The organism is Candidatus Methylomicrobium oryzae (genome assembly GCF_016745425.1).
Classification (GTDB): Bacteria; Pseudomonadota; Gammaproteobacteria; order Methylococcales; family Methylomonadaceae; genus Methylomicrobium; species Methylomicrobium oryzae.
Genome location: NZ_JAERVK010000001.1, coordinates 142371 through 163207, shown reverse-complemented (window position 1 = coordinate 163207; position 20837 = coordinate 142371). Strand labels below are relative to the sequence as shown.

Sequence of the window (20837 nt, the reverse complement as noted above, 5' to 3'; positions counted from 1 at the left end):
TACCTTAAGCGCCTTGCCGATTACCCTCGCACCGAGTTCAGCAAGGCGGTCAATTCTTCATCGTGGATCGGTTTGGTCAGATAGCCGTCGAAGCCGGCCGCCAGCGCATCGTTGATCCGGCTTTCTTCCGCATAGGCGCTGACCGCCACCATCTTGAGCGGCTTGCCCTGGCCTTTGACGATCATCAATAACTCAAGCCCCGACATCACCGGCATGTTCAAGTCGACCAGCGCCAGCCGGTAGTCGTTCCGCTGGATCATCGCCACCGCCTCCCGCCCGTTCACGACCGCATCGACGCTGCAGCCTTCCAGCTCCAGCAAATTGGCCAGCAGCATCAGGTTAATCTGGCTGTCATCCGCGATCAGTACCCGGAGCGGCCCGTCAAGCGGCTGCCGGGCAGGCGGCTTGGCCTGTTCGGCCGATTGTTCATCCCGCGTGCTCCGCAGGGGCAGCGACACCGAAAAAATACTGCCGACGCCGGGCTTGCTGGTAACCCTGATCGTACCGCCCATGATGTGGATCAATTCGCGGGTAATCGCCAAGCCCAGCCCGAGACCGGGCCGCATGAACCCGTCCTCGTTCAGTTGCTTGAAAGGCGTAAAGATCGCTTCCAGATCCTGTTCGGCGATCCCGCAGCCGGTGTCTTCGATCGTAATTCGCCAGCAGCCGTCGAAATAATTCGAGGTCAAGGTCACCCGGCCCTTTTCCGTATATTTGATCGCATTATCGAGCAGATTCACAATCACCTGGCGAATGCGCTTTTGATCCCCCATCAGCAGGCGCGGAATCGGCAAGCCGTTAACGTCGAGCTCAAGCTGCTTGGCTTCGGCGCTCAACCGGCAAATTTCGACGATATTCTTCAAGAGTTTATGACTATCGAAGACCTTGATGTCGGTTCGGATTTTGTTCGATTCGATCGAGGCAAGATCCAGAATTCCGGTGATCAGTTCCAGCAAATGATTGCTGCATTGCTTGATCGTATTGATCTGCTCGTAATCTTCCTTCGGGAATCTGCGTTTCTTCAGCAGCAATTGCGAAAAGCCCAGTATCGCATTCAACGGGGTCCGGAGCTCGTGGCTGATGTTCGCCAAAAACCGGCTTTTCGACTCGTTCGCCGCTTCCGCCGCAATTTTAGCCCTCAGCAGCTCTTCGGTGCGCTCCTTGATCAGGGACTCGGTCCGAAAGAAACGCCCGGTCAGCATTAACAGACAGGCGCCCAACAGACTGGTGAACAGCAAGCCGCTGATCAGCACGATCCAGACCGGCCAATGGGGCTGATAGTCGGTTCTGGCATCATAGAAAGACAGCAGCCACTGATACCCCGCAACATCCTTCGAAAATTGCACGGACGCTTTCGCGTGAGGAAAAGCGGTCGGCAAGTTCGAATAAATCAGGTTGGGGGTTCCGGTTTCCCGATCCTCCACTCCGATCGAAAGAAAACAGCACGTTTTTTTCAGGGCGCGGGTCGAAAAATACACGGCATCGGCCATCGACAAGGTGGTCGAAACGAGCCCCAAAAAACTTCCGTCACCCTTATCCGGTTCCCGGGCAAAAACCGGAGTAAGTACGGTAATTTGCCCGTTTTCCGCAGTAAGATACAGGTCTTTTTCCTTTATCTGACGATTGTTCTTGAAAAAGTTTTTGAGAGCAGGCGGCAACGGATGCTGGGCAGTTCCCGTATTATCGGTGTATTGATTCAGCAACGACGTGAATTCCAGATTGATTCTGCCGCCGCCGACAAGTTTAACCCAATTCGTCGATTTGATTTCGGGAAACGGCCCCAGCGTTTGCCGAGTGAATAAAAGGAACTCCTCTTGTTCGACACGGCGGGAACCGTAAAAAAAATTGCGCACCGTATCGGCCGAATGGATAGCTCCCTGCAAACGGTTGACAATCGCCTGGGATAAAGTGACGGTTTGATCGTGAAATTCCTGGCGCTGCTGCTCCGCCTCCAACTGTCTGACATAGAGGTATAGGACGATCACCAGCGCAAAAGTCGCAATCAACGGCAAACCGACCGAATAGCGGCGTTCCCGCCAGACTGCCCGCGGCTCCCCATAGGCGATCAAGATGATCGGCGTAAATACCAGCACGCCCATCATGTCGCCGATCCACCAAGAGAACCAATGCGGAAACAACTGCGCGGCCCCGATCATCCCCGCCTGATACAATGCCGTCACTCCCACGGCGGGAGTAACCAGGCAAGCGACCGGACCGCCGAGCAGCATGAACAGCATCACACAGCGGTCCTCGATCAAAGGATTCGGAAAACCGACGAACTTCTCGATGAGGACACAGCCCAGCAGCGCGCTGAGTGAGGCACCGACAGCGTTTGCCGCACACACGGTGAGCAACGGTCCGTCGAAGCCGAAATCATAAACAAAGGCGCTGATCGCAAAATTGCCGAGAAACACGCTCGGCCATTTGCGCTTGCCGAGCAGCAGCAATGCCGCCAGCGCGATGCCGGCCGAAGGCCCCAGCATACCTGCATGGCCCGACGTCGCATTCAACAGTTGGCCCAGGACGCCGAAGCCGAAATAGATGAGCGCCAGAACGATCACGATAAAAAGATAGTTCAACACGCGCATCAGGAATAAATCGTTCATTATCGACAGGGCGGTCCCAAAAGATTATAAATCCGGGTATCATTCTATCATCGTTGCACGCGATCGATTTCAACCTGCGCCCCTTTAATTGCTGACTGGAGCTCGCTCGTTCCGGCAACCGGTTGGTCCTCAACGGCCGGAAAATCGGGTAACCTTTGTGCCTAAGCTGTCTTAAGCTTCATCATTTTAATTTTCCAATATTGCATGCGGCCCGATTTAGCGCTGATCCTATTGCTCATCACCTTCCTGGTCACAGGCATCCTGTTGTGCCTGCAGTTGACCGCAAGCCTGTACCGCCGCCCCACGCAATTTTCCCCGCTTGCCGAAACGGCCGAGCCCGAAGTTGGCTGGCACTGCTTGAGCCCGGGACAGGCACTGGAAAAACTGGGGGTAATGCCGGGCCCCGGCTTAAGCCGAGAGGAAGCGGCGCGCCGTATCGAAAAACTCGGGCCGAACCGGCTGGCCGAAGCGCCGGCCCGCCCCGTCTGGATCAAGTTCCTGGCCCAGTTTAAGAGCCTGCTGATCATCGTGCTGTTTATCGCCGCCCTACTGGCGGCCGCGATCGGCGACGTGCTCGACGGAATCGTGATCCTGATCGTCGTGCTGATCAATGCGGTACTTGGGTTTTCGCAGGAGTTTCAGGCCGAAAAATCGCTGGCCGCGCTGAAAAAGATGCTCGCCCTACAGGCCAAAATCCGTCGCGAAGGCTACAGTTTCGAAATACCGTCGACCGAAATCGTACCGGGCGATATCGTAATCCTGCATGCCGGCGATAAAATCCCTGCCGACGGCCGCCTGATCAGCGCGAATCTGCTCGAAATCGATGAATCCCCGTTGACGGGCGAATCGGCGCCGGTAGCCAAACAAGTCGAAGCGCTGCCCCAAGCCGAATTGCCGGTCGCCGAACGGAGCAATCAGCTGTTCATGAACACGACCGTCACGCGGGGACATGCCGAAATGGTGGTGACCGCAACCGGCATGGCGACCGAGATCGGCCGTCTGGCGGACCTGCTCGCGGAACAGCAAGACGGCGAGACGCCGCTGCAGTCCCAGCTAAACAGCCTGGGCAAGAGCCTGGCGTTGATCGCGGTGACGATCATCCTCGTCTTATTCGGCAGCGCCCTGCTGCGCGGCGAACCGCTGATTCAAACCGTCTTCACTGCGATTGCGCTGGCAGTCGCATCGATTCCGGAAGGCCTGCCGACTGTCGTGACCGTCACCCTGGCGCTCGGACTGCGCCGGATGGCCCGCAATCATGCTATCGTCAAGCGTCTGGCCGCGGTCGAAACCCTGGGCTGCACCACCGTCATCTGCAGCGATAAGACCGGCACGTTGACCGTCAACCAGATGACCGTCCGTTCGCTGTTTTTCAAGGATCAACTGTTTCGTGTCACCGGCAATGGCTACGCGATCGAGGGTGGCATTTTTCCACTTTCCGGAGCCGCCCTGCCCGTCAATATGGCACGTCTGCTGCTGCCGGTGGCCCTGTGCAACAACAGCCATTTACGGGAGCGGCGGGTAATCGGCGATCCGATGGAAGGCGCCTTGCTAGTGCTTGCCGCCAAAGGCGGAATCGATCAGCTCCAGGCCCTGCACCAGCAGCCGCGCATTGCGGAAATTCCGTTCGATGCCCACCATAAATTCATGGCGACTTTTCATCGCCTGGACGATGAGATCCATCTTTACGTCAAAGGTGCGCCGGAAGTTTTACTCGACCGCTGCCGCGACGCGGTAGACGGCAACGGAGATACCGTACCGCTTGAGCGCCATCGGGCGATGCGGCAGAACGACGGCATGGCCGAAGCCGGACTCCGGGTGCTGGGCGTGGCGTCCCGAACGCTGCCCGCCGCCGAATTCGCTGCGAACCGGGACCTGTTCGGTTACCTGAATGAACTGACGTTCATCGGCCTGGTCGGCCTGATGGATCCGCCTCGCGCCGAAGCCCGCGCCGCAATCGGGCAATGCCGGAAAGCCGGCATCCAAGTCAAAATGATCACCGGCGACCAAAAGGTCACCGCCGGGGCAATCGCCCGCGAACTGGGGCTGGAAGGCCAAGTACTGGAAGGGCGGGAACTGGCCGCCATGGACGAACGCCGGCTTGCGGAACATATTGCTGGCATCGGCGTTTTCGCCCGCACCGCCCCGGAGCAGAAAGTCCGGATCATTCAAGCATTGAAAGCGCAAGGCCATATCGTGGCGATGACCGGCGACGGCGTCAACGACGCGCCGGCGCTGAAAATCGCCGACATCGGCATCGCGATGGGAGTGACCGGAACCCATGTCGCGCAGGAAGCCGCGACGATGATTCTGACCGACGACAATTTCGCTACGATCGTGAAAGCAGTCAAGGAGGGCCGCCACATTTACGAGAATATGGTCAAATTCATCCGTTTCCAGCTTTCGACCAACATCGGCGCGATCCTGACCGTGACCGGCGCCCAGCTGTTCGGCCTGCCATCCCCTTTCAGTGCGGTGCAGCTGTTGTGGATCAACATCATCATGGACGGGCCGCCGGCCATGTCGCTCAGCGTCGACCCCGGCCGTCCGGATACGATGTCCGAGGCGCCGCGTCTCGCCGAAGCGCGGATTCTCTCGCTGCGCCGCTTCGGCAACCTGTTCACTTACGGCCTAACCATGGCGGCAGGCACCTTGGGCGTTTTATTCTATGCCCAGCCCGGCAGCGATGCCGAGCATGCGAAGGCCTTGGCTTTTACGACTTTCGTGCTGTTTCAAGTTTTCAACGTATTCAATGCCCGTTCCGAGAAGGGTACTGCCTTCCAGGGGCATTTTTTCGCGAACAAGATGCTCTGGCTGTCGCTGTTCGGCGTGTGCCTGCTGCAGGTTCTGTCAATCCACTGGCCTCCGGCACAGCGGGTATTCCATACCTCGCCGTTGTCCGCCGGCGACTGGCTTATCGCGGCGGCTGTTGCCTCGTCGGTGCTGATTTTTGAGGAACTGCGCAAATTGCTGACCATAGCCCTCCGCGTTTAGGTGCAAAACTTCTGGCGAAGCATGCCCCGCGCGCGTCTTTACTGAAAGACGAATTTGAGACCGATCAGCAACAGTACTGCCGCCAGCACGGGACGCAAGAAGCGTTCCGGAATCTTCGCGCTCAAATGGCTGCCGATCCAGATGCCCGGCAGCGACCCGACCAGCAAACTGCCCAGTAATGCCAAATCGACATTGCCGATACTCCAGTGCCCGAGTCCTGCAACGGCGGTCAGCGGGATCGCATGCGCAAGATCGGTGCCGACCACTTTCAGCGTCGTCATCTTCGGATACAGAAACAGCAGCGCCACCGTGCCCAAAGCGCCGGCGCCGACCGACGACAGCGTGACCAGCACGCCGAGCACAGCGCCGGTCAGCACCGTGGCCGGAACGTGAAGACGCGGAAAGCGGGCCGCATTGGACTCGGTGCTGTGATCGTCGTCAATCAGGCCGGCCTTTTGGGCTTTGTTCATCAGGATGCTGCGCACCAGCAAGGCGCAAGCAGTCAAAATCAGCGCGATACCCAGCGAATAGGTGATCACATGGCCGATTTCCTTGCCGGTCACGTGCAGCTGCTGCAGCACATAGAGCGTTCCGAGCGCGCAGGGCAGACTGCCCAACGCCAGCAAACCGACAATTTTCCACTCGACCGAATTATGCTTGCCGTGGTGCACCCAGACGCCGCCGGTCTTGGTGATGGCCGCGAACAAAAGGTCGGTACCGACCGCCACCGCCGGCTTGAAGCCGAACAGGAAAACCAATAATGGCGTCATCAGCGAACCGCCCCCGACGCCTGTCACTCCGACCAGTAACCCCACCGAGAAACCCGAAACGATATATCCCGTGCTCAACAAAGCCCGCTCCTTAAAAAATTCTACAAAAAGTGCGCACTATACCAGTTTATGATTGCTTATTTAACAATATGTTATCCTATGCCGGCTCTTTTTGATTTTCCGCCTCTTCGCACCGCGATGAGCAGCCCCGTGCACCATCCCGATGCCGCCGCAAGACAAGAACTGGAAAACCGCTGCGCTTCCGGGGAGGCCCTGATTTTCAGCACCGGTATCGGACTGACGGGACCCGCGCGATTGCCGGTGCGATTTTTTATGCGCTGCTCAAGTATCAAACACCGAATGAACTGCCATTACCTTTTGGCGAAAAAGGCCTGGGTCAATTTCAAATCGAACTCGGTAACGGCTTTCTAAGCGGACCGGTTTCGGCTTATCATGTGCGTTTTGCCCGGCCTCGGCCGCCCACCTTCAAAGACGGTTATGAAGATCAGTCTCCCTTGCCTTTTACTGCCGGCGGTACTCGGACTTGCCGGCTGCGGCCAACCCGGGCCGCTGTATCTACCGGGCCATCCGCCGCCCGGACTCAAGGTATCGCCCGAGAATGAAGAGCCCCGCTCGCCGATTCCGGAGCGCGATATCGACGAGACGCCCGCGCCGGTCGACGCCGCGCCGCCGAAACCGGCCAAGCCCGAAGCCAAAGAAAACGATTCCCCAACAGAGAACCACCCAGAATAAAGATGGATTATTTCAATTACCGGAACGATGAACTCTTCGCCGAAGAGGTGCCCGTCGAACAGATCGCCAAACAGTACGGAACGCCCTGCTATGTCTATTCCCGGGCAGCGCTCGAAACGCATTGGCGCGCATTCGACAGCGCCTTCGGGGCCTACCCGCATTTGATCTGCTATGCGGTAAAAGCCAATTCGAACATCGCCTTGTTGAATCTCTTGGCCCGTCTCGGCTCCGGTTTCGATATCGTTTCGCTCGGCGAAATGCAGCGCGTAATCGCCGCCGGCGGCGCGCCGGACAAGATCGTGTTTTCCGGCGTCGGCAAGCGCGAGGACGAAATCATTGCGGCCCTGAAGACCGGCATCCGCTGCTTCAACATCGAGGTCGCCAGTGAACTCGACCGGATCAACCGGCTGGCAGGCCAACTCGGCGTGATCGCGCCGGTGTCGTTCCGGGTCAATCCGAACGTCGATGCGAACACGCACCCGTATATTTCGACCGGCCTGAAGGAAAACAAATTCGGGATCGCCTTCGAACAGGCGATCGGCGAATACCGCCGCGCGGCACAGATGCCGAACATCCGGATCATCGGCATCGATTGCCATATCGGATCCCAGTTGACCGACAGCCGGCCGTTCCTGGATGCGTTGGACCGTATTCTCGAACTGGTTACCGCGCTGAAGGCGGAAGGGATCGAACTGCATCACCTGGACCTCGGCGGCGGCCTCGGCATCCGCTATAAGGACGAACAACCGCCGGAACCGGCCGACTACATTCATGCCATCCTGCAGCGCCTCGGCAATTCCGACTTCGAGATCCTGCTCGAACCGGGCCGCGCGATCGTCGGCAACGCCGGTATCCTGATCACGCGCGTCGAGTACCTGAAAACGACCGAACACAAAAACTTCGCGATCGTCGATGCGGCGATGAACGATCTGGTCCGTCCGTCGCTGTATAGCGCCTGGCAGAATATCATTCCGGTGCATCTGCACAGCCGGGCCGATGAGCAGACTTGGGACGTCGTCGGCCCGGTCTGCGAAACCGGCGACTTTTTGGGCAAAGCCCGGCCGCTTCGCGTGTGCGAAAACGATCTGCTGGCGATACGCTCGGCAGGGGCCTATGGCTTCACCATGAGCTCGAATTACAACTCGCGCCCGCGCGTGGCCGAAGTGCTGGTCGACGGGGCTCAAATCCACTTGGTCCGGGCGCGGGAGTCGATCGAGCAATTATGGGCCGGAGAGCGGTTGATTCCTTAAACAATCGCTGCTAAAGTCGATTCGATTACCTTTCGTACTCACCTACTGATTCAATGATTCATTTCACCAAAATGCACGGCCTCGGCAACGACTTTGTCGTGATCGACGCGATCCGCCAAACGCCGCGCCTGCAACCCGAAACGATCAAACGCTTGGCCGACCGGCATTTCGGGATCGGTTTCGACCAATTGCTGCTGGTCGAAAAACCGGTCAGTCCGAACGCCGATTTCAAGTACCGGATATTCAATGCGGACGGCAGCGAAGTCAGCCAATGCGGCAACGGCGCCCGCTGCTTCGCACGTTTCGTGCGCGACAAAGGGTTGTCGGATAAGGACGAAGTCCGCGTCGATACCGACGCGGGGCAATTGCTGCTGAAATTCGATCCCGACGGCCAGATCACCGTAAATATGGGCATTCCCCGTCATCATCCTACCGAGATTCCACTGCTGGCGGACCAGGAAGCAGACAGCTATCAGGCGGCCGCCGGCGGCGAAACCTATGCATTCGGCGCCGTCTCGATGGGCAATCCGCATGCGGTACTGCGAGTGGAAGATGTCGAGGCGGCGCCGGTCGCTGCAGTCGGGCGCCTCCTGGAATCGCATCCGGTTTTTCCGGCACGCGCAAATATCGGCTTCATGCAGATCGTGGACCGCGAACATATCAAATTGCGGGTGTACGAGCGCGGTGCGGCCGAAACGCTGGCTTGCGGCAGCGGCGCCTGCGCGGCAGCGGTGATCGCGATCGAGCGCGGCCTGGTCGACCGTCACGTCCAGGTGCAATTGCCGGGCGGCCCGTTAAAAATCAGCTGGGCCGGCCGCGGCCAACCGGTGCTGATGAGCGGACCCGCCATTTCCGTTTTCGAGGGGACGATCGAGCCATGAGCGAACCGCAAAACGCTTTGACTTCGGACCAGGTTGCGGATTATTTGCGCGCCAATCCGGAATTTTTCAACGACCATCTGGATTTGCTGGAAGATCTCCTGATACCGCATCCGAGCGGCAATGCGGTCTCGCTGATTTCGAAGCAGCTCGAAATACTTCGCAACCGGAATCAGGAAATGGAAGCCCAACTCGCTTCCCTGATCGAAATCGCCAAAAATAACGATACCTCATTCAGCCGGATGCACAAACTGACGCTGGCGCTGCTCGAGACCTCAACGCTCGAAGAAGCGGTCGCAAGCTTGGAAGAAGTCTTGTCCGGCTATTTCGTGACCGATTTCGTCGCGATCCGGATCATTACCGACACCCCGAGCGCGGCACTGCCGCAGCTTTTTCTCGCACCCGGCAGCGCCGAATCGGAACATTTCCTGCCGATACTCTCCGGGGGACAGCTTAAATTCGGCCGTCCTACCCTGGCCCAGGCCAAAGTGCTGTTCGGCCCGGCAGCACTCGAGGTTCAGTCCGCCGCGATCATTCCGATGCAGTTCGGGGATGCCGGCCCAAGCGGGATACTCGCGATCGGCAGCCGCAGCAACGACCGCTTCCATTACAGCATGGGCAGTTTCTTTTTGACCCACATGAGCGAAATCATCGGCGCGCGCCTCCTGTCTCTGCTCTTGCAGAAAAACTATGCATAGCGAGGCACGGCAATGGCTGGATGAGTTTCTCCGCGAACTGGAAGTCGAACGGCGCGCCTCGAAGCACACGGTGAGCAGTTATCGCCGCGATCTTGAACGGTTGGCAGACTTTTGCAATGAAAAATCGATTCAACATTTTTCCGGCGTTAGCCAGCCGCACATTCGCGCGCATATCGCCGCACGTCACCGCCAGGGGATCGGCAGCAAAAGCCTGCAGCGCGAATTGTCGGCAATGCGCAGCTTTTACCAGTTTCTGCTGAAAAAAAGACGCATTGAAATCAATCCGGCCGAACATGTGCAGGCGCCCAAACAGCCGCGTAAACTGCCGAAAACGCTCGACGTCGACCAGGTGACGGGATTACTGGAGGCCGGCGCGCACTCGGATCTGGAAATCCGCGATCTGGCGATGTTCGAACTGTTCTATTCGAGCGGCCTGCGCCTTAGCGAACTGGCCGCGCTAAACCTGAACGATGCCGATTTGGACGATCAAACGCTGACCGTCAAATCGGGCAAAGGCGGCAAAGCCAGAATCCTGCCGATCGGCAGCAAGGCGGCCGAGGCGATCCGAAAATGGCTGCCGCTCCGGAACGGCACCGCCGATGTGAAGGAAAATGCGTTATTCACTTCATCCAAAGGATTCCGGCTCGGAGTCCGCAGCGTACAGCTGCGCCTCGAACGCTGGTGCCTCGCCAAAGGAATAGCCGAACACATCCATCCGCACATGCTCCGGCACTCTTTTGCGAGCCATTTGCTCGAATCGAGCCGCGACCTGCGTGCGATACAGGAGCTGCTCGGCCATAGCAATATCGGTACGACTCAAATCTACACGCATCTGGATTTTCAACATCTCGCCGACGTTTACGACCAGGCCCATCCGCGGGCAAAAAAAATACGCGACCCCTAATTGCAGGCGAAAAAAAATCCAAAATCTGCTACCATGCAGGTTATTTTAAAACCAAAGCAATCAGTTACCTGAAGCGACACAGTTCATACAGGATTCCAGTAATGGCGGCAAACGAATTTGAAGACACTAAATCGAGAGGAGTACTCTGGGGCTTTGGCGTTCTGCTACTTGCGACACTCGTCATCATTTTGATTTTAGGCGCCTGGTGGGGCAGCGAGCCGGACCAGTTCAACGTCCAGGAAGAAGCGATGGAGCGCGCCAAAATCACCAATACCACCGATATTCCGCTAGGCTATACCTACACCAACACGCTGGCCCATATTGCCGAAGTCCTGCTGCATAAATCCGGCGGCTATATCACCAATGACGTGGCTCCGCCCGGCTTGTTTCTGGATAACATCTCGAATTTCGAATACGGCGCGCTGGTGATGCTCCGCGACGCGACGTCCGCGCTTCGCAACCACTTTGCGCGCGATCAGTCGCAATCCGACGAAGACCCCGATCTGAAAATCGCCGAGCCGTATTTCTATTACGAGAACGATTCCTGGGCCTTGCCGTCGACTGAAGCCGAGTACCAAAAAGGCGTGGACGCCTTGCACAATTACATGTCGCGCCTGCAGAAATGGGGCGGCGGAGTCAAACGGGCGCAATTTTATTCGCGCGCGGACAACCTGTGGCAATATACCGAACTGGTAATCAAGCGCCTGGGCAACCTCTCGACACGGCTCAGCGCCAGCACGGGAGGCGCCGAAATCAATCCGGCCCTGGCTGTGGTCGATCCCGATGTCGACGTGAATACCCGCAACCAGAAGGCCGCGGCGCTGCCTCAGACTCCGTGGCTGCAGATCGACGACGTGTTTTACGAAGCGCGCGGCGCCAGCTGGGCACTGCTGCACATCCTGAAAGCGGTCAAATACGATTTTCACGACATCCTGCTCGACAAGCGCGCGATGAACACGGTCGACATCATGATCAAATCGCTCGAAAACGCAATGGCGCCGATCCTGAGCCCGATGATTCTGAACGGCAGCGGCTACGGCCTGTTCGCGAACTACTCTTTAACGATGGCGACCTATATCGCCCGCGCAAACGCATCCGCCCTGGACTTGCGCGACATTATGAACCGAGGTTAAAAAACGAATGGATGAACAGATCAACTACAACCTGACCAATATCGACACCTGGAAAAGAATTTTCTTTATGCTGATTTTTGCCGCGATCGGCGGCTTGGTCAGGATGCTGCTGTGGGCGGTCATTCTGCTGCAGGTCGCCTCGACCCTGCTGACCGGCAAGGCGAATAAAAACATTCTGAATCTCGGGCGCAGCCTGTCGGTATATACTTATCACATCCTGCTGTTCATGACTTTCAATACCGAAGCTCTGCCTTTTCCATTTTCGGACTGGAATCAGACAGCCGAATTGAAGATGCCGGAAAAATAATTTCTACGCATTCTCGGGATGGGATGATAGGGTGCTTTCATCATCCCTCCGCTTCCTCCGCCGAGAAAAACACGATCAAATCTCTTCCCGATCCTCTCCGAACGCATCGTCTTCATCGACCTCCGATTCATCTTCTTCAGCCGCAAGCCCGTCGTTCTGCAGCAGATCTTTGATGTAGCGGTATAACAGCCGCGACGATTTGGGCGGCTTCGCAGCGGCGATTTCTTTCTGCGCATTGCGGATCAGCTGCCGCAATTGCTGGCTGTCGGCTTCGGGATAGTCGTCCAGCAACTCTGTCACCGCTTCATTCCCCTCAGAAATCAAGCGGTCGCGCCATTGTTCGGCAAGATGATGCTCCCGGACTGCATGCGCGCTTTTGTTTTTGAGGCGCGCCAATTTTTCGACATACGGCTCGACATCAATCTGGTGCAGTTGACCCGCAATATATTTCAACAAGCGCTTGCGCGCGCCTGTATGAGGCATGCCGGAAACCTCGCGAACCGCTTGCAGAATCTTCTCAGGCAACACCAGCCTCTCCAGCTGATCGGGCGCCAAGCCGGCCATTTCCTCGCCCAATTTGAATAACGCGGCAATTTCCTTTTTTATTCGGGTTTTATTCGGCCGAACCGCGTAATATTCGACCTCCTCATCGTATTCATAGTAATCTTCTTCAATCATCATTCGTTTTTTAAAGCGTTTTTCCAGCGGTTATTCAAGTTCTCGTCAGCCTTCCGCAAGTTCGGCCGCCATGCACTGCTTGATTTCCTGCCAAGCATCCAGTTTTTGTTTCAGGCTGAGAGTCGCATGGGCCGGACTGGTCGAGGGCAACCTATGATACACCAGATAAGCGAATCTTTCCGGCAGCGTGGGCAAGATAAATTTCCGGTATATTTTCTCCGGGGTCATTCCGTTGAAAAACACATGCCGGATCTGCCCGTGCTGACTGAAAAACGCATTAAAATCGTTCACGACGATCGAATCCATTTCGATGTCCCCATCCAGGCTGCCGACTCTTTGGCAGGTTTTCAAGACATCCCACACCGCTATCCGATGCGTCATTAAAATTCCCTTGCGCAATCCGTAACATAAATCCGGATCGGCGCCGAACAATTGCCCCATAATTGTCCAGAACGCGTTTTTCGCATGACCGTAGTACTGCTCTTTTGCTTTCGAGACTTTGCTGGGCATCGACCCTAAAATCAGCACCCGCGCATCGGGAGCGGCTATCGGATCAAATCCGCTTATCTCATGCATTGCATTTCCTCAATAAATTACTGTCAGCCAGGCCGGCCAAATTTGCGATAATAGCCGGCTCATCGCAATTATAGGATACCCCTCAAATCATGTGGTTCAAGAATCTGACTATTTTTCGCCTGACCGAAGCCTTTACCTTGACTCCCGGCGAGCTGGAGCAAAAACTCCAAACGCTGCAATTCCGCTCTTGCGGACCGCATGAAGAATTCAGCTTCGGCTGGACGCAGCCGATCGGTAAATCCGCCGATCAGCGGGTACATGCCGCCAACGGCTTCATGATGCTATGCGGCAAAAAAGAAGAGAAAGTGTTGCCGACAGCGGTAGTCAACGAGATGCTTCAGGAAAAAATCGGCGAGATCGAAGACCGCGAAGCGCGTAAATTATCCAAAAAAGAACGCACCACCTTGAAAGACGAACTGATCTTCGAACTGCTCCCGAAAGCTTTCCGTTTTTCCCGCAAGACCTATGCCTATATCGACCCTAAAGGCGGCTGGCTGCTGATCGACTCCGCCTCCGCCAAAAGCGCGGAAGACTTGCTCAGCAACCTGCGCAAATGCCTGGGCTCGTTGCCGGCAATCCCGTTGAATACGATAGATAAGCCGAGCGTCAACATGACGCAGTGGCTGTTGACCCAAGAGACGCCTGAGGACCTGACGATCGAAGACGAATGCGAACTGCGCGCGCTGCAAGAAGAAGGCGGCATCATCCGCTGCAAGAAGCACGACCTCAGCGTGCCGGAAATCAAAAACCACCTGGATACGGGCAAGCAGGTGATCAAACTGGCGGTAAACTGGGCCGGACGGATTGCCTTCGTGCTGGACGAACATCTGGCTTTGAAACGGCTGCGGTTTCTGGACATGGTGCAGGAGCAGGCGGCCGACATCGATACCGGCAGCGCTGCCGAGCGCTTCGACGCGGATTTCACGATCATGACGGGGGAACTGGCAGAACTGCTGCCGAGGCTGACTGCTTGGTTCGGCGGCGAAAACCGGACCTGAAACAAATCGCCTGCCCGATCTTCAAGATCGGGCAGGATGGGCTTCCTTCAAAAAACAACGGACATAAAAAAGCCCGGAAGCTTTCGCTCGCCGGGCCTTCATATGATTTAAGCCGGAGCTTATTTCATCATGGTTTTGTGGAACAGTCTGTCCAGCTTGTCGTTGGTAGCTTGAGCAGCGTCGGCAGCGCGGTTAGCAGCGGCTTCAGCAGCAGCAGCGCGTGAAGATGCGTCGTTAGCCGCAGCCAGTGCGCTAGAAGCGTCGGAAGAAGCTTTTGCAACGTCTGTTTTCAAACCATCGATTTGGCCTTGCAGATTTTCGATGTCTCCGTTGGTGGCGCAGCCTACAGCCAAGCTGGCAGCCAATGCGATCATTGATAATTTAACAAGCTTTTTCATTTTCTTTTCCTTTTAAAAAAAGTTACGACTACAAAAACAAATTTACCGGGAACATCGTACCATGAAATCGGTCCAATGTTAACCTATTTTATCTTCACTACCATCCCCGGCTCCACGTACCGACTCAAATGATCGATCTGAGTATTGGTCATAGCAATGCAGCCATGCGTCCAATTCATGCTGCGATGGATTTTCTCATCCGCCGCGCCGAGCCCGTGTATACCGATTTGTCCGCCTAAAGGCGTATTCTGAGGCGGAATCCCATGGCTTTCGTTCGCTTCCACGATCCGCTCATAGGTTTGCTTGGTGATGATGCCTTTGATCAAGGCCGTTCTAGCATCCTGGGTGTTCGGATAAGTCAATCCGAAAAACCGCCGGAAATTGCTTCTTTGCCCAACCCAGCCGATCCGATAATCGCCGTAAGGAGTGATGTCATCGCCGCGATGCGCCTTATATCCTGCGCCGCCGCGGCCGATTGCGATATTGTCGATCGTATCCACGGTCTTTTCGCCTTTTTTGACTTCAATCTTCAGCGCCTCCGTATCGACCAGCAGCCAAAAATCCTCGCCCGCCACCGCGACACCTGCAAAAAAAACGTTAAGCAGCCATAAACAAATTCGCAACATACTCTCTACACTCAACAGGAATTTTGGTGTATTTTAACCCTTCCGGTCACTCGCCGCATTTGGGATTCATCATGCAGATAAATACAACAACAACTCAACCCTACTCCGATCAAAATCCCGGAACATCCGGACTTAGAAAGAAAGTTAGAGTCTTTCAAGAAAAAGGTTACCTCGAAAATTTCGTACAGTCAATTTTCGATTCGCTGGATGAAACCGACGGTAAAACCCTGGTGCTTGGCGGCGATGGCCGTTATTTTAACCGGCAAGCGATCCAGACCATCATCAAAATGGCGGCAGCCAACGGCTTCTCCGAACTCCTTATAGGACAAGGCGGTTTATTATCTACTCCCGCCGCGTCGCACATCATTCGCAAGTACGAAGCCTACGGCGGACTGATTCTGTCAGCCAGCCACAATCCGGGCGGACCCGACGACGATTTCGGAATCAAATACAATGTCAGCAACGGCGGACCGGCTCCCGAAAAATACACGAACGCATTTTACCAGCGCAGCCTGACGATCGACAGTTACCGGATCGCCGAAATGGACGACGTCGATCTCGACACGATCGGCAGCACGCAAATCGACCATCTCAAGATCACGATCATCGACCCGGTCAGCGATTACGCGGAATTGATGCAGTCGATCTTCGACTTCAACCTGCTGAAGCAAAGCATCGGCTCCGGTTATATCACCCTGCGTTTCGATGCGATGCATGCGATCACCGGCCCCTACGCGAAACGGATTCTGGTCGAAATGCTCGGGGCGCCGGAAGATTCAGTGATCAACGCGACGCCCCTGGAAGATTTCGGCGGCCACCATCCCGACCCGAACCTCGCGCACGCGCACGAGCTGGCCGAACTGATGTTCGGCCCGAATGCGCCGACCTTCGGCGCGGCCTCGGACGGCGACGGCGACCGCAACATGATCACCGGCAGTCAGATTTTCGTCACGCCGAGCGACAGTCTGGCCATCATGGCGGCGAATGCGCAGCTGATTCCAGGCTACGCCAAAGGCCTGAGCGGCGTCGCGCGGTCAATGCCGACCAGCCAGGCGGTGGACCGGGTCGCAGCCGCCTACAAGCTGCCGTGTTTCGAAACACCGACCGGCTGGAAATTTTTCGGCAACCTACTCGATGCGGGCAAGATCACGCTGTGCGGCGAAGAAAGCTTCGGGACCGGCTCGAACCATGTCCGCGAAAAAGACGGACTCTGGGCCGTGCTGTTCTGGCTGAACCTGATCGCAAGAAGGCGTCAGCCGGTTGCGGACATCGTGCACGAGCACTGGCAAAAATTCGGCCGCGACATTTACAGCCGGCACGATTACGAGGCGGTCGAAACCGAAATCGCAAACGGGATTGTCGAGCACCTGCGCAATCAGTTGCCCACCCTGCCCGGCCAAACCTTCGGCGAGTTTACGGTCAAGTTCGCCGACGAATTCGGCTATGCCGATCCGGTCGACGGCAGCATCAGTAAAAACCAGGGCATCCGGGTGGGCTTCACGGACGGCTCGCGGATCGTATTCCGCCTGTCCGGCACCGGCACGGTCGGGGCGACGCTCCGGATCTACCTGGAGAAATTCGAAGCAGAGCCGTCCAAGCACGATCAGGACGCACAGGAAGCATTGGCCGAACTGATCGGACTGGCCGAACAACTCTGCGAAGTCAAAATGCGCACCGGAAGAACGGCGCCGAATGTGATTACTTAACAGCCGGCCAAAGGCGCAAGGCAAAGGGCGAAAATCGAAGCCCGCCGCCTTGCCCTTAATTTAACCCTCGAGACTGTGCGCAATGCCGTGCATCACGCAAATCAGCAGCACGCCTGCCGCGATCAGCGCAATCTGTTCCAGCGAGTCTTTCAATTGGGTTTTCTTATGCAGGGTCGGTATCAGATCCGCCACCGCAACGTAGATGAAACTCGATGCCGCCAACGCCAGGATGTAAGGCAGGATATGATCCAGGTCTTCGAGGCTGAAATAAGCCAGCATCCCTCCCAACACCGTCGCGAAGCTGGACAGGATGTTATAGGTCAGCGCTTTGCGCTTCGTATAACCGTTATGCAGTAAGATCGCAAAATCTCCGACTTCCTGCGGAATTTCGTGCGCCGCAACTGCCAGGCTGGTCACCATGCCGAGTTTCGGATCGGTCAGAAAGGCCGCCGCGATCAAAATCCCATCGACAAAATTATGAATGCTGTCGCCGACAATGATCAGCGCGCCGGCCGAATGCCGGTGCCCGTGGCTGTGGCTATGCAGGGGGCTGTCGTGATCGTGATCATGGGTTTCCTCGCCGTGCGCCTCGCATGCATTGAAATGGCAATGACGCCAGATCAAGAGCTTTTCGAGCACGAAGAAGATCAGGATCCCGGCCAGAATCGTAGCGGACAAGCCACGGAACTGCCCCGGCGCGACTTCCTCGAAAGCATGCGGAATCAATCCCCAGAAAGAGACGGCGAGCAATGCACCGATCGCGAAGCTGATGCCGTGCGGCAGCACATGGTTCCGCAACCGGTCCGGCAGCAAGAGAAACAACGCGGCCGCGAGCACACTCAATACACCGCCGAGTGCCGTAAAAACGATGATCAACAACAATAAATTCACGCGTTCAATCTCTCCAGATCAATGTCGCCATGCGTCCCGTGACCGCATCCCGACGGTAGGAAAAAAAGCGGTCCCGTTCGGCAACCGTGCAAAACCGGCCGCCATAGATGCTTGTTACCCCGAGGGCATTCAGCTCGATGCGGGCCAGCCGATAAATATCGGCCAGCCATTTGCCTTCCGACCGATGTGGCTTGAACGCTTCGGCAAAAGCCGGCGATTTTTGCACGAACGCCGCGCGCACCTCGAAGCCCACTTCGAAACGTTCGGGACCGATCGCCGGCCCCAGCCAGACCAGTAGGTCTTTCCGGCCCAGCGCCGCCACCGCGTTGCCGATAATGCCGCCTGCCAACCCGCGCCAGCCCGCATGCACTGCGGCGACACGCTCGCCGTCAGCCGAACAGAACAACAGCGGCAGACAATCGGCGGTCATCACCGCGCACACCACACCCGGCTCGTCGGTATAACCGGCATCGGCCTGCGGCACGCCTGCCACGGTCCCTGCCCTCACGACCTCATTGCTGTGGACCTGTTCCAGCCAGACCGGCTCGGACGGCAACGCCAGCCTTTCGCGGATCAGCCGGCGATTCTTCAGCACCGTCTCCCGGTCGTCGCCGACATGCAGCGCGGGATTCAGGCTCGCATAAGGGCCGATGCTGAGCCCGCCGGTCCTGAGCGTCGTCGCGGCGTGCACGCCGGCTGGCGCAGGCCATTCGGGAAACAAAAAATGTTCAGCGACGTTCATTCGCTTCCAGCGCCTCCAGCAAATGCGCCATGTCTTCCGGTAACGGCTGTTCCCACTCCAGGTATTCATCGGTCACCGGATGCAATAAACCCAGCTTGGCCGCATGCAGCGCCTGGCGCTTGAAATTGCGCAGTTCGGCTTCGAGCCGTTCCCCACAGTCCGGCGGCATCTGGAAACGGCCGCCGTAAACCGGATCGCCGAGCAGCGGATAGCGGATATGCGCCATATGTACACGAATCTGATGTGTACGCCCGGTTTCGAGCATCACCTGAATAAAGGTATGATGCGCAAACCGCTTCAGCACCCGGTAATGCGTAACCGCATGTTTGCCGGATTCCCTGACCGCGTAGCGTTTGCGGTCGGTCGGATGGCGGCCGATCGGCTCGTCGACCGTGCCGCCGGCGGTCATCCGGCCGCGCGTGATGGCAAGGTATTCGCGGGTGATTTCGCGCTCCTGCAGTTGCTGAGTTAGGCTATTGTGTGCCTGCAGCGTTTTCGCAATCATCAACAGGCCGCTGGTTTCCTTGTCGATCCGGTGCACGATGCCCGCGCGCGGCAGCGTTTCAAGATGCGGATCGTGATGCAGCAGCGCATTCAGCAGGGTGCCGTCCCAGTTGCCGGCCGCCGGATGCACGACCAGGCCGGCCGGCTTGTTCACCACCAGCAAGCTCTCGTCTTCGTAAACGATATCGAGCGGAATGTCCTGCGGCTCGGAATCGACCACGACTTCTTCTTCCGCCTCCAGCACGATCTCTTCGCCGCCTTCCAGCTTGTCTTTCGCTTTCAGCGCCCGGCCGTTCACCATCACACGGCCCGATTTGACCCAGGCTTGCAGACGGGTTCTCGAATAGTCGGCGAACAATTCGGCCAACGCCTGATCCAGACGCATTCCCGCCAACTCATAAGGCACTACCGCCGTCAATCTTTCCATCGCAAGTTCTTCTGATTCGTTCTGTGTTACGTTATACTCGTTCAGTTTTCGTGCCGGATCAGCTAACTGCTGATCCGGCACGAAAACTGATCATATTACTACGTGTCGATAGCACTATGCGATTAATTTTGTTAAAAAGTTTATTTATTGGCTGGCTTGCGTTCTCGCTGACCGGCTGCGAATCGCTGAAGAACTTCTCGTTCAGCAAGGACGCCGAAACGGAAGACGAATATAAAGACTGGAATGTCGAAAAATTCCGCCAAGAAGCGCAAACCGCCGTCGACGCCGGCAATTACGAAAAAGCGGTCAAAATCTACGAGGCCCTGGAGGCGCGCTACCCGTTCGGGGAAACCTCCGCGCAAACCCAGCTCGACGTTGCTTATGCCTACTATAAAAGCGGGGACGCCGACGCAGCGGTCGCTGCCGCCGACCGGTTCATCAAGATCAATCCGCGCAATTCGAGCGTCGATTACGCCTACTACCTGAAAGGGCTCGTCAACTACAACCGCGGCTTCGGCTTCGTCGACCGCTTCCTGCCGACCGACTCCTCGCAGCGCGACATCAGCACCGCCAAGGAAGCTTACGAAAATTTCTCGGAACTGATCAAGCGCTTCCCGAACAGCAAATATGTTGCGGACGCCAAGCAGCGGATGACCGCGCTGAGAAACAACATGGCGATGCACGAAGTGCATATCGCCCGCTTTTATATCAAACGCCAGGCTTATGTTGCCGCCGTCAACCGGGCATCCGAAGTGATCGAAAAATACCAGCGGACTCCGGCGGTGCCATATGCGCTGGAAGTCCTGAAGGAGGCCTATACCAAACTGGACATGCCGGATCAGGCCGCCAATGTCGAGCGGATCTACCAGCTGAATTATCCCGACGGTCCTCCGGTCCCCGAACACAGCGAAGCGACGTTCTCGCACAGGGTTTGGGATTTTATCGGGCTGGAGAAATAGCGGTTTTTATTGGCGGCATAGAGGAGAATGTAAGCGACTCCT

General features: G+C 56.8%; 21 protein-coding genes. 12 read left to right on the top strand and 9 right to left on the bottom strand.

Annotated elements, in window-relative coordinates; all coding sequences use genetic code 11:
• Window positions 1-20: 20 nt before the first annotated feature.
• Window positions 21-2606 (bottom strand): ATP-binding protein, encoded by a 2586-nt coding sequence (locus tag JJL52_RS00850; protein WP_202050492.1) that lies wholly within the window; start codon window positions 2604-2606, stop codon window positions 21-23.
• A 204-nt stretch (window positions 2607-2810) separates the two neighbouring features.
• Here JJL52_RS00850 and JJL52_RS00845 point away from each other — a divergent pair, with 204 nt between their 5' ends.
• Window positions 2811-5597 (top strand): calcium-translocating P-type ATPase, PMCA-type, encoded by a 2787-nt coding sequence (locus JJL52_RS00845; protein ID WP_202050491.1) that lies wholly within the window; start codon window positions 2811-2813, stop codon window positions 5595-5597.
• Window positions 5598-5635: 38 nt separating this feature from the next.
• Here JJL52_RS00845 and JJL52_RS00840 read toward each other — a convergent pair whose 3' ends face one another.
• On the bottom strand, window positions 5636-6448 hold the full coding sequence (locus tag JJL52_RS00840) for a sulfite exporter TauE/SafE family protein (RefSeq protein WP_202050490.1): 813 nt from the start codon (window positions 6446-6448) through the stop codon (window positions 5636-5638).
• A gap of 117 nt (window positions 6449-6565) precedes the next feature.
• Between JJL52_RS00840 and JJL52_RS00835 the strand changes: the two genes are divergently transcribed.
• The 8 genes from JJL52_RS00835 (at window position 6566) to JJL52_RS00800 (ending at window position 12290) form a co-directional block, all read left to right on the top strand.
• A complete protein-coding gene (locus JJL52_RS00835; RefSeq protein WP_202050489.1) occupies window positions 6566-6799 on the top strand; it encodes a hypothetical protein in 234 nt (77 codons plus the stop codon).
• A gap of 66 nt (window positions 6800-6865) precedes the next feature.
• Window positions 6866-7120, top strand: a complete 255-nt coding sequence (lptM, locus tag JJL52_RS21690) for an LPS translocon maturation chaperone LptM (RefSeq protein ID WP_202050488.1) — start codon at window positions 6866-6868, stop codon at window positions 7118-7120.
• 2 nt (window positions 7121-7122) lie between these two features.
• On the top strand, window positions 7123-8370 hold the full coding sequence (gene lysA, locus JJL52_RS00825; protein ID WP_202050487.1) for a diaminopimelate decarboxylase: 1248 nt from the start codon (window positions 7123-7125) through the stop codon (window positions 8368-8370).
• A gap of 53 nt (window positions 8371-8423) precedes the next feature.
• On the top strand, window positions 8424-9251 hold the full coding sequence (dapF, locus tag JJL52_RS00820; protein ID WP_202050486.1) for a diaminopimelate epimerase: 828 nt from the start codon (window positions 8424-8426) through the stop codon (window positions 9249-9251).
• Window positions 9248-9946: a DUF484 family protein gene (locus JJL52_RS00815; protein ID WP_202050485.1), complete on the top strand. Its 699-nt coding sequence runs from the start codon at window positions 9248-9250 to the stop codon at window positions 9944-9946. The genes dapF and JJL52_RS00815 overlap by 4 nt, the downstream gene beginning before the upstream one ends.
• On the top strand, window positions 9939-10850 hold the full coding sequence (xerC, locus tag JJL52_RS00810) for a tyrosine recombinase XerC (RefSeq protein ID WP_202050484.1): 912 nt from the start codon (window positions 9939-9941) through the stop codon (window positions 10848-10850). Before JJL52_RS00815 ends, xerC begins: the two co-directional genes overlap by 8 nt.
• Window positions 10851-10951: 101 nt before the next feature.
• Window positions 10952-11983, top strand: coding sequence for a DUF2333 family protein (locus tag JJL52_RS00805; protein WP_202050483.1), 1032 nt, complete (start codon window positions 10952-10954; stop codon window positions 11981-11983).
• Window positions 11984-11990: 7 nt separating this feature from the next.
• Window positions 11991-12290: a DUF4389 domain-containing protein gene (locus JJL52_RS00800; RefSeq protein WP_031429781.1), complete on the top strand. Its 300-nt coding sequence runs from the start codon at window positions 11991-11993 to the stop codon at window positions 12288-12290.
• 75 nt (window positions 12291-12365) lie between these two features.
• On the opposite strand, the gene yjgA is transcribed toward JJL52_RS00800, so the two are convergent.
• Both yjgA and JJL52_RS00790 read right to left on the bottom strand, forming a co-directional pair.
• Window positions 12366-12971 carry a ribosome biogenesis factor YjgA gene (gene yjgA, locus JJL52_RS00795; RefSeq protein WP_202050482.1) on the bottom strand — a complete coding sequence of 202 codons (606 nt, stop codon included), beginning with the start codon at window positions 12969-12971 and terminating at the stop codon, window positions 12366-12368.
• A gap of 42 nt (window positions 12972-13013) precedes the next feature.
• Window positions 13014-13544: a DNA-deoxyinosine glycosylase gene (locus JJL52_RS00790; RefSeq protein WP_202050481.1), complete on the bottom strand. Its 531-nt coding sequence runs from the start codon at window positions 13542-13544 to the stop codon at window positions 13014-13016.
• Between the two features lie 89 nt (window positions 13545-13633).
• On the opposite strand from JJL52_RS00790, the gene rdgC reads away from it, so the two are divergent.
• The gene (gene rdgC, locus JJL52_RS00785; RefSeq protein WP_202050480.1) at window positions 13634-14542 is read left to right on the top strand and encodes a recombination-associated protein RdgC; all 909 of its coding nucleotides are present in this window, start codon (window positions 13634-13636) and stop codon (window positions 14540-14542) included.
• A 119-nt stretch (window positions 14543-14661) separates the two neighbouring features.
• Here rdgC and JJL52_RS00780 read toward each other — a convergent pair whose 3' ends face one another.
• Window positions 14662-14940 (bottom strand): Lpp/OprI family alanine-zipper lipoprotein, encoded by a 279-nt coding sequence (locus tag JJL52_RS00780; protein WP_202050479.1) that lies wholly within the window; start codon window positions 14938-14940, stop codon window positions 14662-14664.
• 83 nt (window positions 14941-15023) lie between these two features.
• A complete protein-coding gene (locus tag JJL52_RS00775; protein ID WP_202050478.1) occupies window positions 15024-15566 on the bottom strand; it encodes a L,D-transpeptidase family protein in 543 nt (180 codons plus the stop codon).
• Window positions 15567-15637: 71 nt separating this feature from the next.
• On the opposite strand from JJL52_RS00775, the gene JJL52_RS00770 reads away from it, so the two are divergent.
• On the top strand, window positions 15638-17272 hold the full coding sequence (locus JJL52_RS00770; RefSeq protein WP_202050477.1) for an alpha-D-glucose phosphate-specific phosphoglucomutase: 1635 nt from the start codon (window positions 15638-15640) through the stop codon (window positions 17270-17272).
• A 60-nt stretch (window positions 17273-17332) separates the two neighbouring features.
• Here JJL52_RS00770 and JJL52_RS00765 read toward each other — a convergent pair whose 3' ends face one another.
• The 3 genes from JJL52_RS00765 to rluD are packed head-to-tail and all read right to left on the bottom strand — an operon-like array spanning window position 17333 to window position 19836.
• On the bottom strand, window positions 17333-18163 hold the full coding sequence (locus tag JJL52_RS00765) for a ZIP family metal transporter (protein WP_202050476.1): 831 nt from the start codon (window positions 18161-18163) through the stop codon (window positions 17333-17335).
• A gap of 4 nt (window positions 18164-18167) precedes the next feature.
• Entirely contained in the window at window positions 18168-18905 is a 738-nt protein-coding gene (gene pgeF / locus JJL52_RS00760) for a peptidoglycan editing factor PgeF (protein ID WP_202050475.1), read from the bottom strand.
• Entirely contained in the window at window positions 18892-19836 is a 945-nt protein-coding gene (rluD, locus tag JJL52_RS00755) for a 23S rRNA pseudouridine(1911/1915/1917) synthase RluD (RefSeq protein WP_202050474.1), read from the bottom strand. Before rluD ends, pgeF begins: the two co-directional genes overlap by 14 nt.
• A 116-nt stretch (window positions 19837-19952) precedes the next feature.
• Here rluD and JJL52_RS00750 point away from each other — a divergent pair, with 116 nt between their 5' ends.
• A complete protein-coding gene (locus JJL52_RS00750; protein WP_202050473.1) occupies window positions 19953-20795 on the top strand; it encodes an outer membrane protein assembly factor BamD in 843 nt (280 codons plus the stop codon).
• Window positions 20796-20837: the final 42 nt, after the last annotated feature.